12 protein-coding genes and 2 riboswitches are annotated in these 14210 nt (G+C 72.9%); of the genes, 2 read left to right on the plus strand and 10 right to left on the minus strand.

Features of this window, described 5'->3' with window-relative positions:
- Positions 1-5 precede the first annotated feature (5 nt).
- Together ACQSSQ_RS13920 and ACQSSQ_RS13925 are read right to left on the minus strand one after the other, a co-directional pair.
- The gene (locus tag ACQSSQ_RS13920) at positions 6-773 is read right to left on the minus strand and encodes a sugar isomerase domain-containing protein (RefSeq protein ID WP_431327671.1); all 768 of its coding nucleotides are present in this window, start codon (positions 771-773) and stop codon (positions 6-8) included.
- Complete coding sequence (locus ACQSSQ_RS13925) at positions 766-1752, minus strand: MurR/RpiR family transcriptional regulator (protein WP_431327672.1); 987 nt, start codon at positions 1750-1752, stop codon at positions 766-768. The genes ACQSSQ_RS13920 and ACQSSQ_RS13925 overlap by 8 nt, the downstream gene beginning before the upstream one ends.
- A 105-nt stretch (positions 1753-1857) precedes the next feature.
- Between ACQSSQ_RS13925 and ACQSSQ_RS13930 the strand changes: the two genes are divergently transcribed.
- Positions 1858-2868, plus strand: coding sequence for an N-acetylglucosamine kinase (locus ACQSSQ_RS13930; protein ID WP_431327673.1), 1011 nt, complete (start codon positions 1858-1860; stop codon positions 2866-2868).
- Here the strand turns inward: ACQSSQ_RS13930 and ACQSSQ_RS13935 are convergent.
- The 6 genes from ACQSSQ_RS13935 to ACQSSQ_RS13960 all read right to left on the minus strand — a co-directional run bounded on the left by ACQSSQ_RS13935 (position 2860) and on the right by ACQSSQ_RS13960 (position 9229).
- Positions 2860-3771 (minus strand): GNAT family N-acetyltransferase, encoded by a 912-nt coding sequence (locus ACQSSQ_RS13935; protein ID WP_431327674.1) that lies wholly within the window; start codon positions 3769-3771, stop codon positions 2860-2862. The genes ACQSSQ_RS13930 and ACQSSQ_RS13935 overlap by 9 nt on opposite strands.
- A gap of 46 nt (positions 3772-3817) precedes the next feature.
- Entirely contained in the window at positions 3818-5476 is a 1659-nt protein-coding gene (locus tag ACQSSQ_RS13940) for a DUF885 domain-containing protein (RefSeq protein WP_431327675.1), read from the minus strand.
- The gene (locus ACQSSQ_RS13945) at positions 5473-6264 is read right to left on the minus strand and encodes an ABC transporter ATP-binding protein (protein ID WP_431327676.1); all 792 of its coding nucleotides are present in this window, start codon (positions 6262-6264) and stop codon (positions 5473-5475) included. Before ACQSSQ_RS13945 ends, ACQSSQ_RS13940 begins: the two co-directional genes overlap by 4 nt.
- Positions 6261-7331, minus strand: a complete 1071-nt coding sequence (locus tag ACQSSQ_RS13950) for a FecCD family ABC transporter permease (protein ID WP_431327677.1) — start codon at positions 7329-7331, stop codon at positions 6261-6263. The genes ACQSSQ_RS13945 and ACQSSQ_RS13950 overlap by 4 nt, the downstream gene beginning before the upstream one ends.
- Positions 7328-8353 (minus strand): ABC transporter substrate-binding protein, encoded by a 1026-nt coding sequence (locus ACQSSQ_RS13955; RefSeq protein ID WP_431327678.1) that lies wholly within the window; start codon positions 8351-8353, stop codon positions 7328-7330. The genes ACQSSQ_RS13950 and ACQSSQ_RS13955 overlap by 4 nt, the downstream gene beginning before the upstream one ends.
- A 61-nt stretch (positions 8354-8414) precedes the next feature.
- A riboswitch (cobalamin riboswitch) is annotated at positions 8415-8595 on the minus strand.
- A 4-nt stretch (positions 8596-8599) separates the two neighbouring features.
- Positions 8600-9229: a dihydrofolate reductase family protein gene (locus ACQSSQ_RS13960; protein WP_431327679.1), complete on the minus strand. Its 630-nt coding sequence runs from the start codon at positions 9227-9229 to the stop codon at positions 8600-8602.
- Between the two features lie 99 nt (positions 9230-9328).
- On the opposite strand from ACQSSQ_RS13960, the gene ACQSSQ_RS13965 reads away from it, so the two are divergent.
- Positions 9329-9523, plus strand: coding sequence for a VOC family protein (locus tag ACQSSQ_RS13965; RefSeq protein WP_431327680.1), 195 nt, complete (start codon positions 9329-9331; stop codon positions 9521-9523).
- Here the strand turns inward: ACQSSQ_RS13965 and cobF are convergent.
- The gene (gene cobF / locus ACQSSQ_RS13970; protein ID WP_431327681.1) at positions 9492-10295 is read right to left on the minus strand and encodes a precorrin-6A synthase (deacetylating); all 804 of its coding nucleotides are present in this window, start codon (positions 10293-10295) and stop codon (positions 9492-9494) included. The genes ACQSSQ_RS13965 and cobF overlap by 32 nt on opposite strands.
- Positions 10292-14041 carry a cobaltochelatase subunit CobN gene (gene cobN, locus ACQSSQ_RS13975; protein ID WP_431327682.1) on the minus strand — a complete coding sequence of 1250 codons (3750 nt, stop codon included), beginning with the start codon at positions 14039-14041 and terminating at the stop codon, positions 10292-10294. The genes cobF and cobN overlap by 4 nt, the downstream gene beginning before the upstream one ends.
- Positions 14042-14071: 30 nt before the next feature.
- A riboswitch (cobalamin riboswitch) is annotated at positions 14072-14189 on the minus strand.
- Positions 14190-14210 lie beyond the last annotated feature (21 nt).

Genomic DNA, 14210 nt, shown 5'->3' on the forward strand with positions numbered 1-14210 from the left:
TGGTGTCAGGCGTGGCGGCGGATGCGTCCGCCGTACTGGTCCTCGAGCCGGTGGTTGTGGTCGTCTCCGCCGGGGATGTTGGCGGAGAGGTAGATCGGCGCGACCGTGCCGTCGGCCGCCAGCCGCTCGGCGACGCCGATCGTGAGGAGCTGGGCGACGAACGCTGCCGTCAGCGACGACACGGCCCCGACCCCGATGCCCGCGGCCTCGTCGCCGTCGAGCGTGAGGGTCGTGTCGCCGTACGGGGCCAGGTTGTCGATCACGACGTCCGCGACCTCGCTGAGCCGCTTGCCGCTCGGGTGCTTCGGCGTCACCCGCGACGTGTGGTCGATGCTGGTCACCGCGACCACGGGGTTGCCGTTCTCCTTCGCCCGCAGCGCCATGCCGACGATGGAGCCGTTGACGCCGGAGTTCGAGGCGATCACGAAGACGTCGTCGGGGCCTGCCGCGGTGATGTCCCACAGCTCGTCGACGATCGCGGGATCGCGCTCGAGCTTGGGGTCGGACAGGATCGAGACGTCCTGGCTGCCGAAGAGGGTGACGTCGCGCAGGGCGATGTTGTTGGTCGGGATGAGTCCCCCGGCGCGCCCCGCGATCTCCATCGCGAAGGCCTGGGAGTGGCCGGTGCCGAAGGCCTGGACGATGCCGCCGGCGCGCAGCGACGACGCGATCAGGTCGATCGCCTCGTCGAGGCCGCCCTCCTCGGCGAGCCGGGAGAGCTGCTCGAGGCGGGTGGTGGTCTCGCGCAGGAACTGCGTGGTGGTGTCAGACATGCGACTCGTTTCCTGGAGCGTCGGTGGAGCGTGAGGCGGCGACGGCGGCGGTCTCGACCGGGCGCGGCCGGGACCGTGCGGACCGGCGGTGCGGCAGGACCGCCATCGCCGACGCCGCGAGCTTGGTGGTCGTGCGGGAGAAGTCCCGCTGGGCGACGAGGAGGTAGAGCAGGTCGAGGAGGAACAGCTGGGAGTGCTTCGCGGACAGGTCGTCCGGCTGGAGGTACTCCTCCGGGGCAGCGGCGACGACGTGCTCGCGCGCCACGACGGCGAGCGGCGAGTCCGGGCTGTTGGTGAGGGCGACCGTGTAGGCGCCGGAGGAGTTGGCCTGCGCGAGCATCTGGATCGTCTCGCGCGTGCGGCCGGTGTTGGAGATGCCGATCGCCACGCTGTGCTTGTCCTGGATGGACGCGCTCGCGAGGCCCGCGTGGACCTCCGACCAGGCGTGCGCGTTGATCCCGATCCGGTAGAGGCGCGACTGCATCTCGTCGGCCATGAACCCGCTGCCGCCGATCCCGTAGATGTCGAGGTGAGCGCAGCCGGCGATCGCCGTCGCGATGCGGTCGACCTGCTCCAGGTCGACGGAGCTGGCGGTCGCCTGGACGGACCGGGTGTGCGCGTGGAGCAGCGAGTGCAGGACGTCGCGGGAGGAGTCCTCGGGGTCGAACGCGCGCCCGATGTCGGTGTGCCAGGAGGCCTGGACGTCCCCGCGGCCGACGTCGGCGGCGACACCGACGCGGAGGGGGACGTAGCCGGAGTAGCCGATCAGCCGGCAGAAGCGCGTGACGGTGGCGGGCGAGGTGCCGGCGCGCGCGGCGAGCTCGGTGATCGAGAGCTCCAGGGGCGCGGTCGGCTGCTCGAGCAGGAGCGCGGCGATCTTGGCCATGGCGCTCGACATCTGCGGGCGTCTAGCCTGGATCCGCTCGGCGACGCCGAGCGCGCTCGGCGCCACCCTGTCGGCATCGATCCGTGCTTCCATGAACCCTCGCTCTGAAAATCCATCTCACAAGCTTGGAAATTCGTTGAAAACTATTCCCGTCATGGTGCTGTGGTCAATGTCACATGCGGTATCGGATCGATAACGATGTCTCTCGTGCTTGCGGTCGACGCCGGCGGTACGTCCACGCGTGCCGTCGTCCTCGACGAGACCGGTAGGGCGACGGGGTACGGCCGCGCGGGTGGCGGCAACCCCCTCTCGTCCGGGATCGAGGTCGCCGCGGAGTCCCTCGGGACGGCCGTCGGCGACGCGCTGGCCTCCGCGGAGGTGGATCCGTCCAGGATCGGCTCGACCACGATCGCGATGGCCGGAGCGGCGACCCACCTCCCCGCGGACGACCCCCGCAACCGCGCCATCGCGGAGGCGCTCGGGCGCTGCGGGGTGGACACCGGCTTCGCGCTGCGCTCCGACCTCCTCGCGATGTTCTGCGCGGGGACGTTCGCCCTCGACGGCTACGCGCTGGTGGCGGGGACGGGCGCCGCCGCGATCCGCGTCCGCGGCGGCCAGACGGAGCACGTCGTGGACGGCATGGGCTGGCTGCTCGGCGACGCCGGCTCGGGGTTCTCGATCGGGCACGCGGTGATCCGGGCCGTCGTCGCCGACATCGACGGCCGCGGCGCCGCCACGCCGATGACCGCTGCCGTGCTCGCCTCGCTCGGTCTGGACGATGTCGTGGACCGCAGCACCGGCACGGAGGCACCCCGGCCCCCGGTGCTGCACCGGCTCGTCGACGACCTGTACGCGATGCGCCCCGTCCGCATGGCCCGGTTCGCGCCGTTCGCGTTCACGTTCCCCGACGACCCCACGGCGCGGCAGATCGTGGACGCGGCGACCGCGGCGCTGGCGGCGACGATCTCCGCCGCCGTCGATCCCGAGGTCGACGGTCCACTCGTCCTGGGCGGCAGCGTCCTCCTCCGGCAGGAGCAGGTGGCGAGCACCGTCGCGGAGGCGTGGCGCGCGCAGGGGCGTACCGGCCCCACCGTCCTCGTCGACGAGGGCACGGCCGGCGCCGCGGTGCTCGCGCTGCGCGACGGAGGGGTCTCCGTCGACTCCGAGGTCTTCGCGCGGCTGTCCGGAAGCCTCGCGGGACTACGCTGACGCCTCCGCGTCCAGCGGCTTGCGCAGAGCGACGAACGTCCGGCCCGGCTCGGCGCCGACGGTCCGCGCGTAGAAGTCGACCGGGCCGATCCACGCGATCTCGCACGCCGTACGGCCGGCCTCGACGTAGTCGGACAGGCACGCCCGCAGGAGCGCCGACCCGACACCGCGGCCGCGCGCGGCCGGGGACGAGCCCATCGGCCCGAACCAGCCCGCCCGGTTGGTGTCGTACGCCGCGAAGCCGAGGTAGGTGCCGTCCTCGACCGCGACGAAGCAGCTGACCGGGTCTCTGGTCAGCGCCGCGCCCGCCTCGGCGGCCCACGTCGCGCCCCAGGTCTCGCTCATCCACGCCTCGAAGGCGGGCCACTCCGCTCGCGTCAGCCGGTGCATCGGCACCTCAGCCGGCGTCGGTGCGAGGACGAGCTCGCGGTGGGCGACGAGGTCGACGTCGAGGTTGGTCGCGAGCGGCACGTCGGACGAGGCGTACCCGCAGGACGCGAAGAACGCGAGCGCGGCGCTGTCGCGGGTGTCGACACCCGGCCACCAGTACGCGGGCGCGCTGCCCCCGGCCTGGATGGTCCGCGCGCCCGCCCCGACCGCTGCAGCCTCGAGCGCCGTCAGGAGCCGGCTCCCCCACCCGTGACGCCGGTGGCTCTCGGCGACGACGACCACCTTCACGTACGCCCGGAGCTCACCGTCGCGCTCGGCCGTGCTCCCGAACGCTGCCCCGACCACCTCCCGGTCCTGCTCGGCCACGACGGCGAGGCCCGGATCGTCCTCGCTGCCCCAGAGGAGGTGCGCGAGCCCGTCGGCGTCGTCACCCGCGTCGCGGACGAGCCCGGCGCGCAGCAGGCTGAGGATGGCGTCCCGGTCGTCGGAGGCGGGAGGGCGCAAGGTGATCACGAGGGCACCCTAGCCACTCGGGCGCGCGAGACGACCCCCTTACGGGCTACTCGCCCAGCATCGCGCGGCGCATCGTCCCGAGCCCGACGCTGCCCATCGCCAGCGCCCGCGAGTGGAACTCCTTCAGGTCCGCCGTGCCCCAACCGCCGTAGCGCGCCACCCAGGCGTCGCGCAGCTGCTCCCAGAGCCGCTGACCGACCTTGTACGACGGGGCCTGGCCGGGCCAGCCGAGGTAGCGGTCGACCTCGAACTTGATGAACGCGACGTCCATGTTGACGTGCTCGAGCATGAACGGCAGCGCGTCGTCGCCGGTCCACGGCCCGCTGCCGTCAGGCTTCGGGAGACCGAGGTGGACCCCGAGGTCGACCACGACGCGCGCGGCCCGCATGCGCTGGCCGTCGAGCATGCCGAGCCGGTCGGCCGGGTCGTCGAGGTAGCCGAGGTCCGCCATCAGCCGCTCGGCGTAGAGGGCCCAGCCCTCGCCGTGACCCGAGTTCCAGGAGAGGCGGCGCCAGCCGTTGAGCTGGGCGCTGTTGTACGTCGCGAGCCCGACCTGGAGGTGGTGACCGGGGACGCCCTCGTGGTAGACGGTCGTGAGCTCGCGCCAGGTGTCGAACTCCGTGACGCCGTCGGGCACCGACCACCACATCCGGCCCGGGCGGGAGAAGTCCTCGGTCGGTCCGGTGTAGTAGATGCCGCCGTCGTGCGTCGGCGCGATCATGCACTCCAGGCGGCGCAGCTCCTCGGGGATGTCGAAGTGCGTCGCGCCGAGGTCGGCGACGGCGCGGTCGCTCGTCTCCTGCATCCACGCCTGCAGCGCGTCGGTCCCCTTCAGCCGGCGCGCCTCGTCCGCCTCGAGGTGCGCCACGACCTCGCGGACGCTGGCACCCGGCAGGATCTTGTCGGCGATCGCCTCCTGCTCGGAGACCATCCGGGCGAGCTCCTGCACGCCCCACTGGTAGGTCTCGTCGAGGTCGACCTCGACTCCGATGAAGCCGCGCGACGCCAGCGCGTAGCGCTCCCGTCCGGCCGCGTCGTCGGTCGGGGCCACCGGGGCCAGCTCGTCGGTGAGGAAGGCGGCCAGCCCCGCGTACGCCTCGGCCGCCGCGCGCGCGCCGCGGTCGAGGTCGGCCCGCAGCGACTCCGGCGCCGCCGGGGAGGAGACCAGCCGGGCGAAGAAGCCGTCGGGCGCGGCGTGCGAGCGCGCCTGTCCCGCGACCTCGCCGGCCTGTCGAACGGCCGGGACGTTGCCGGCGGCGATGCCCGCGCGCAGCGACGCGACGTAGCCGTCGACCGCGTCCGGGACCCGGGCCAGGCGCTTCGCGACGTGATCCCAGTCGGCCTCCGTGTCGGTCGGCATCAGGTCGAAGATCTCGCGGATCTCCTGGGCGGGGGACGCGATGACGTTGAGGTCGCGCTGCCACTCACCGGCCTCGTGACGCTCCACCTCGAGCTCGAGGGTGCGGATCAGCTCGTCGCGCGTGACCTCGTCGGTCGCGTCGGCCGCCTTCGCGTCACGCGCCTTCGCCAGCACCCGGCGTACCGCCTCGACGCGGGTCTGGGCTCCCTCGGGCGAGAAGTCGGTGTAGTCGCCCTCGCGGCCGGGACGGCCGAGCTCGACGTGGAGCTCGGGGTTGAGGTCGAGGAGCTCGTCGAGCCACTCCTCCGCGAGGTTGTCGAGCGGGGTCGGGATCCGAGAGGTCATGCGTTCGACCTTACGACCCCCGGTCGGGGCGCTGCGCCCCGATATCGGACGTGCGTCCCGTGCTCGTCGGTGACCACCTCCGCGTCCACGCCGTAGACCTCGGCGATCAGACCGGCGGTCAGCACGTCGACCGGCGGGCCGGCGGCCACGACGCGGCCCTCCGCCAGCACGACGACCGTGTCGCAGAAGGCGGCCGCGAGGTTGAGGTCGTGCAGCGCCACCACCGTCGTCACCGGTGCGTCGCGCACCAGCGCGAGCAGCTCGAGCTGGTGGCGGACGTCGAGGTGGTTCGTCGGCTCGTCGAGCAGCAGCTCGGTCGGCTCCTGCGCGAGGGCGCGGGCGATCTGCACGCGCTGACGCTCGCCGCCCGAGAGCGAGGCGTACGCACGGTCCAGCCGGTCGAGCAGCCCGGTGGCCCTCGCGGCCCGCCGGACGACCGCGTCGTCGCCTGCGGTCCTGGGTGCCCAGGGACGACGGTGCGGGATCCGCCCCAGGTCGATCACGTCCCGCACCAACGGATCGGTGTCGGTCGCCACCTCCTGCTCCACCACCCCGACACGGCGGGCGAGAGCGCGTCGCGACCAGGCCGACAACGGTTCGTCGTCGAGCGTCACGACGCCGGCGCTGGGTCCCCGTACGCCCGCGAGCAGGCGTAGCAAGGTCGACTTGCCCGACCCGTTCGGGCCGAGGAGCCCGACGGTCGACCCCGCTGCGGGACGCAGGCTGACGTCGTCGACGATCAGCCGGCCCCCGGTCGCCCACGACACGTCCTGGGCGCGCAGCGTCATCGGGCCGCCCTCCGCCTCAGCATCACGAGGACGAACCCCGGCACCCCGATCAACGCGGTCGCGACACCGACCGGCAGCTCCTGCGGGTCGAGCACGGTCCGCGCCGCCGTGTCGACCCAGACGAGGAACACCGCTCCGACCAGCGCGCTGATCGGCAGCACGAGCCGGTGGCGGACCCCGACCAGCGCGCGGGCGACGTGGGGCAGCACGAGACCGACGAACCCGATCGCTCCCGACGTGCTCACGATCACCGCCGTCATCAGCGCGGTCACGGCGAGCAGCAGCAGCCGCGTACGCCCGACCCCGACACCGAGGCTGGCGGCCGCGTCGGAGCCGAAGGTGAACGCGTCCAGCGACGACGCCGACACCAGGCACGCGACCAGCCCCACGAGGACCACGACGGCACACGCCGCCACATCCGTCCAGGTCGCGCTCGCCAGCGAGCCGAGCAGCCAGAACAGCACTCCCCGGGTCTGCTCGGCGTCGGCGGCCGTGAACACGATGAACGACGTCAGCGCCGAGAACAGCTGCGTGGCGGCGACGCCCGCGAGGACCACACGGTCGGTCGTCCCACCGGCCGCGGTGGCGAGCACGAGAACGAGGCCGAACGCGACCAGCGCGCCGGCGAACGCGCCGGTCGCGAGGCCGACCGAGCCCGCCCCGACACCGAGCACGACGATCGCCACCGCCCCGGTCGAGGCCCCGGACGAGATGCCCAGCACGAACGGGTCGGCCAGCGGGTTGCGCAGCAGCGACTGGAGCACGACCCCGCACACCGCCAGCCCGGCGCCGCAGAGCGCGGCCAGCACCGTGCGCGGCAGCCGGAGGTCCCAGACGATGCCGTCCTGGATCCCCGTGAGGCCGGAGTCTCCGCCGGTGATCTTCGCGACCACCACGGAGGCGACGTCACGAGCGGTCAGGTCCGACGGCCCGATCGTCACCGCGACGGCGACCGACACGAGCAGGACCACCGCCGACGCGAGCCCGAGCACCCACGCCCGCGAGGGCCGTACGCGCGGGCGCCGGGTCGCGACGGTCGTCCGAGCTGCCGCGCCGGGACGCCTCATCGGCCGAGGCCGAGCTCGCGCAACCCCTCCGCGACGTTGCGCACCCCGTCGACCGTGCGGATCGACGGGTTCATCTCCGCGCCGGACACGGCGATGTAGCGCCGGTGCTTCACCGCGCTCATCTCCCGCGTCACCGGGTGGGACTCGAGGAACGCGATCTTGGCGGCGGCCGTCTCCGCCGTCTGGCTCTTGCGCGTGAGGTCGCCGAGCACGAGGACGTCGGGGTCGCGGTCGGCGACCGTCTCCCAGTTCACCTGCGGCCACTCGGCCCGGGTGTCGTCGAAGACGTTCTCGAGCGCCAGCGCGGCGCTGATGATGCCGGGGGCACCGCAGCAGCCGGCGAGGTACGGCGACTCGGCGTTCGCGAACCAGAACATCGCGGTGACACCGCGCGCGTCGACGAGGGCGCGGGACTCGGCGAGGGAGGTCCGCAGCTCCGCGACGAGCTCCTCACCCTTCTCCGGGACGCCGAAGACGCGTGCGAGATCGGTCACCTCGGCGTACACCGTCTCGATCGCGAGCGGCTCCGCCCTCGCCCCGTCGTCGTCCCCGTCGTTGTCCTTCTCGCACTCGGCAGGCGACAGGTACGACGGCACGCCGAGCTTCTCGAGCTCGTCACGCGTCGTCACCCCACCCTCCCCGAGGGTCGACTCGAACGACGCGGTCACCAGGTCCGGCTCCGTCTCCAGCACCCGCTCGAACGACGGAGCCTGGTCGGCGAGGCGCGCCACCGTGGCGTTGGCGGCGGCAAGGTTCGCGCGGACGGGGTCGGTCCACGTCGCGGTCCCGACCATCCGGTCGGCGAGGCCGAGCGACAGCAGGATCTCCGTGGACCCCTGGTTCAGCGACACCGCGCGCTGCGGCGGTGCCTCGACCACGACCTCGCGGCCGCAGTTGTCGATCGTGAGCGGGTAGCCGTCGGCGACGGCCGCGGCCGATGCCGCGGCGTCGTCGGCGGGGTCGGAGCCGCAGCCGGCGAGCAGGAGGGTCGTGCAGACGAGGGCGGGCACAACGGGACGCATCGGTCACCAGGTCCTTCGAGGTCGGGGGCTCGTGCGCGAAGCCCTGCGTGTGACCTCACGGCGGTCGCCGGGAGGGCCAGCAGGTCTTCGGACTCGGGATCGTCCGGTACGGAGCGCCTTCCCGGACTCCCGTCCAGTGGCGTCGTGCTCCGCCCGTCACCCTCACCGCTGCGCGTCAGTCCCGGAGTCTCACCGGGTTCCCTGACCCATCGCTGGGTACGACTGGCAGGTCGACCGTAGCAGGCGCTATCCCTTCCGGGTGAACGTCAGGTGCGTGACGCCGCTCGGCGACGAGACGGCCTCGACGGCGTACCGGTCCTCGATGCCCTCGAGCCCGTCCCACAGGCGGACCCCTCGTCCCAGCAGGATCGGCACCTGGACGAGGTGCATGTGGTCGACGAGCCCGGCAGCGACGAAGTCGCGGACGACGGTCGGGCCGCCGCCGAGCCGGACGTCGAGGCCGGAGGCCGCCTCCCGGGCCGTCGCCAGCGCCTCGTGCGGGGTGGCGTCGAGGAAGAAGAAGGTGGTGCCGCCCTCCATCTCCATCGGAGGTCGCGGGCGGTGCGTGAGCACGAACGTCGGGGTGTGGAACGGCGGATTGGGGCCCCACCAGCCCTTCCAGTCCGGATCGTCCTGCCACCCGGGCGGGCCGAACTTGTTCGAGCCCATGATCTCGGCGCCGAAGCCCACGCTGTGGCGCTCCGCGAACGCGTTGTCGACGCCGACCGTCCCGCCCGCGTCCCAGAACGCGGTCTGGAACATCCACTCGTGCAGGCGCTCCCCCGCGTGGCCGAACGGAGCCTCGGCCGACTGGGGCTCCCCGGTGGCGAACCCGTCGAGGGAGATGGACAGGTTGTGGACCCGTGTCAGAGACATCGGCGCTCCTCGCTCGCGTGCGGTGACTCATTCTCGGGGATCGACCGGGCATCCGCCGCGAACTCATCGGTGGCGCGGCGATGACGGCTGCCATGACACATGCTGCGCGCGCCCGCCGGCGGCACGGTGGCCGACCTCACGTCGGCCGTCGCGTTCTTCACCGGGCTCGGGCCGGAGATCGAGGGCAGCACGTTCGTCGAAGGCGCGTTCCTCGACACGGTCATCGGCATCCCCGACTCGATCGGGCTGAGGGCCGCGCCCGTCACCCGCGGCGGAGCAGGTAGACGTCCATGACCCAGCCGGCCTGGGCCTTCGTCGCGGCGCGCGCGGCCTCGACCGCCGGCAGCACCTCTCCGAGCCGGCCGGCGACCAGCGACTCGTGCGCCGTGCCGAGGTTAGCGCCCCACCAGATCCGCCACCCGTCGCCGTCGAGGTCGCGCAGGTCGTCGAGCGAGCGGTTGAGCATGACGACGAGGTTGTCCTGCCCCTGCGCGACCGCCTCCTGGAGCCGGCGCCCCGTGGTCACGTGGATCGGCTGCCCGACCTCGTGGAGCACCACGGCGTGCCGCGCCGCGAGCAGCTGGAGGCTCGAGATGCCCGGGACCACCTCGAGGGTCAGCGGCTCGGTCTCCGCGACCCGCCGCAGGATCCGTACGAGGGAGTCGTAGAACGCGGGGTCGCCCCAGACGAGGAAGCCGACGTCGCCCGGGTTCTCGCCCAGCACCTGCGCGTACGCCTGCGCGCGGGCGTCGTGCCAGCTCGCGACGGCGGCCTCGTACCCCTCCGGCGTCGCCGTGCTCCGGGACGTGCGGTCGCGCTCGGGGTCCTCGACGACGACCAGGCGCGGCTCGCCGTCGACGTGTCGGGCGAGGATCGCCTCGCGGGCGGCGACGAGCGGGTCGGCGGCCTCGCGGCCCTTGCTGGACACGACGCTGCGCTTGCTGGAGACGACGCTGCGCTTGCTGGAGACGACGAAGTAGTCCACGGCGTTCATCGCCCGGACCGCCTCGACCGTCACCTGGTCAGGGTCGCCGGGGCCGATGCCGATGAGGACGACGCGCCTCATGCGCCGTCGTCCTCCAGGTCGCCCTCGACCTCCAGGTAGACCTCGCGCATCGCGTCGAGCACCGCCGCGTCCGGCTCCTCCCACAGACCCCGGTCGACGGCCTCGTGCAGGCGCTCGACGATGCCGCGCAGGGCCCACGGGTTCGCCGTGCGCATGAACTCCTGGTTCTGCGCGTCGAGCACGTACTCCTTCGCGAGCCGGTCGTACATCCAGTCGTGCACCACGCCGGTCGTCGCGTCGAACCCGAACAGGTAGTCGACGGTCGCGGCGAGCTCGAAGGCCCCCTTGTAGCCGTGCCGCTGCATCGCCTGGATCCAGCGAGGGTTGACCACGCGGGAGCGGAAGACGCGGTTCGTCTCCTCCTGCAGCGTGCGCGTACGGACCGCGTCCGGCGTCGTGGAGTCGCCGACGTATGCCTTGGGGTCGGCGCCGGTCAGCGCACGCACGGTGGCGATCATGCCGCCGTGGTACTGGAAGTAGTCGTCGGAGTCGGCGATGTCGTGCTCGCGGGTGTCGACGTTCTTCGCCGCGACCTTGATCCTCCGGTAGCTCGTCCGCATGTCGTCGGCCGCAGGGGCGCCGTCGAGGCCTCGCCCGTACGCGAAGCCGCCCCACGCGGTGTAGACCTCGGCGAGGTCGCTGTCGTCGCGCCACGTCCCCGACTCGACGACCTGGAGGATCCCGGCGCCGTACGACCCGGGCTTGCTGCCGAAGATGCGCGTCGTGGCCCGCCGCTCGTCGCCGTGCTCGGCGAGGTCTGCCTGCGCGTGCGCCCGGACGAAGTTGCGGTCGTGCGGCTCGTCGAGCGCGGCCACCATCCGTACGGCGTCGTCGAGCATCGCGACCACGTGCGGGAACGCGTCGCGGAAGAAGCCCGAGATGCGCACCGTCACGTCGATCCGCGGACGGCCGAGCTCCTCGAGAGGGACGACGGCCAGGGCACTGACGCGGCGCGACGCCTCGTCCCACTCCGGGCGTACGCCGAGCAGCGCGAGGACCTCCGCGACGTCGTCGCCGCTGGTGCGCATCGCCGACGTGCCCCACACCGACAGACCGACCGACTCCGGGTAGGTTCCGGTCTCCTCGAGGTAGCGCTGCACGAGCGACTCCGCCATCGCCAGCCCCGTGTCGTACGCGAGCCTGCTCGGGACGGCCTTCGGGTCCACGGTGTAGAAGTTGCGCCCGGTCGGGAGCACGTTGACGAGCCCCCGCAGCGGGGAGCCGGACGGCCCCGCGGGGACGTAGCCACCGTCGAGCGCGTGCAGGACCGCGTCGAGCTCGTCCGTGGTACGGGCGAGGCGCGGGACGACCTGCGTGGCCGCGAACTCGAGGACGCGGACGACGTCGTCCCTCGACTCGCTGGTCGAGCTGCCCGGAGCGCTGGCGGAGGGCGTGTCGAGACCCGCGGAGGGGGTGGCCACTCGACCAGCGGCGCGCGGGTCCCAGCCGGCCGCCTCCATCGCCTCGACCAGCGCACGTGCCTGCTGCTCGACCTCGTCGGTGGTCGTCGTGTCCGCGCCGTCCTTCAGCCCCAGCGCCGCCCGCAGGCCCGGTACCGACGCCGCCTCTCCGCCCCACACCTGGCTCGCCCGCAGGATCGCGAGCACCAGGTCGACCCGGACCTGCCCCTCCGGCGCCTGTCCGAGCACGTGCAGCCCGTCACGGATCTGCACGTCCTTGATCTCGCACAACCACCCGTCGACGTGCAGGAGGAAGTCGTCGAACTCCTCGTCGTCGGGCCGGTCGTCGAGCCCGAGGTCGCGATGCATCTCCGCGGCGTGCATGAGCGTCCAGATCTCGGCACGGATCGCCGGGAGCTTCGACGGGTCCATCGCGGCGATGTTGGCGTGCTCGTCGAGGAGCTGCTCGAGCCGCGCGATGTCGCCGTACGTCTCCGCGCGCGCCATCGGCGGGATCAGGTGGTCGACGATCGTCGCGTGCGCGCGCCGCTTCGCCTGCGCGCCCTCGCCGGGGTCGTTGACGAGGAACGGGTAGACCAGCGGCATGCTGCCGATCGCGGCGTCGCTGCCGCACGACGCCGACAGCGCCGCGTTCTTGCCCGGCAGCCACTCCATCGACCCGTGCTTGCCGAGGTGGACGACGGCGTGCGCGCCGAAGCCCTGCTCGAGCCAGCGGTACGCCGCGAGGTAGTGGTGCGACGGCGCGAGGTCGGGGTCGTGGTAGATCGCGACCGGGTTCTCCCCGAACCCGCGCGGCGGCTGGATGAGCAGCACGACGTTGCCGGCCTGCAACGTGGCGAGCACGATCTCGTCCTGGTCGTTGACGAAGAGCGAGCCGGGGGCAGGGCCCCATGCCTGCTCGACTCCCGCCCGCAGCACGGGATCGAGCGAGGCGAACCACGCCGCGTACTGCGCCGCGGGGATGCGTACGTGGCTCTCCGTCAGCTGCGCCTCGGTGAGCCACTCCTCGTCCTGACCACCCGCCGCGATGAGGGCGTGGATGAGCGCGTTGCCGGCCTCGGCGTCGTCAGTCGGATCAGCGTCCGTCGGACCACCGTCGGGTTCGCCCAGGCCTGGGATGGCACCCGGCGCGCCCAGGTCGTACCCCGCCTCCCGCATCCGGCGCAGCAGCCGGATCGTGGAGACAGGGGTGTCGAGGCCGACGGCGTTGCCGACGCGGCTGTGCTTGGTCGGGTACGCCGAGAGCATGAGGGCGATGCGCTTGTCAGCGTTGTCGGTACGCCGCAGGCGCGCGTGCGCGACGGCGATCCCGGCGACGCGGGCGGCGCGCTCGGGGTCGGCGACGTAGCGAGGCAGGCCGTCGCGGTCGATCTCCTTGAACGAGAACGGCACGGTGATGATCCGGCCGTCGAACTCCGGGATCGCGATCTGGTTGGCGGAGTCGAGCGGCGTCACGCCGTCGTCGTTGGCCTCCCACTCCTCGCGGCTGGACGTCAGGCACAGGCCCTGGAGGATGGGGATGTCCAGGGCGGACATGCGGGCCACGTCCCACGCCTCGTCGTCACCCCCCGCGCTCGCGGTGCCGGGCTTGGTGCCGCCGGCGGCGAGGACGGTGACGATCAGCGCGTCGAGCGTGCCGAGCGCCTCGTACAGGCTGTCGGGCGCCGAGCGCAGGGAGCTGCTGAAGATCGGGACCCCGACGGCCTCCCCGGTCGCGTCGATCGCGTCGGCGAGCGCGTGGGCGAAGCCGCTGTTGCCGCTGGCCTCGTGGGCGCGGTAGAAGAGCACGCCGATGCGCGACGCCCCGGTGGTCGAGTAGCCCGGAGCCCCCTCGGTGGTCGAGTAGCCCGGAGCCCCCTCGGTGGTCGAGTAGCCCGGAGCGCTAGCGGAGGGCGTATCGAGACCCCGCTCCGCGTACCCCCACTCCGGCACCGCCACCGGTGCCTCGAACCCCTCCCCCGTCAGCAGGACGGTGTCCGACAGGAAGGCGTGCAGCTGGGCGAGGTTCGCCGGGCCGCCTTCGGCCAGGTAGCGGTGCGCCTCCGCCGCGGTGCCGATCGGGACCGTCGAGAGCTCCATCAGCTCGGCGCTCGGCTGCTGCTCTCCGCCGAGGACGACGAGCGGCAGCTCGCTGTCGCGGTACGGGGCGAACCACTCGTCGAGCTCTGCCGGCGACCCGAGGAACCGGATCACCACGAGGTCCGCGTCGTCGAGGGGCAGCGGATAGCTGTGCCGGGTCGGGTTCGCGTACGCGTAGTCGGCGCCGGAGGCCCGTGCGGACAGCAGGTCGGTGTCGGACGTGGACAGCAGGACGATGCGCGGCACGGGGGCTCCTCCTCGGGGTTCTCGCCCCGTCGGGTCGGACCTGCCGCGGTCAGTGTCTGGCTGTGCCGACGTCGCGCGTCGGCGTCACAGTGGCGGAACCGCCCCGGAGTCGCACCGGGTTCCTGGATCCGCAGCAGGGTGGTGTGGGCACGAGCGTACGGGATGGGCC

It is taken from the genome of Mumia spirodelae (assembly GCF_050632745.1).
In the GTDB taxonomy this organism is placed as follows: Bacteria; Actinomycetota; Actinomycetes; order Propionibacteriales; family Nocardioidaceae; genus Mumia.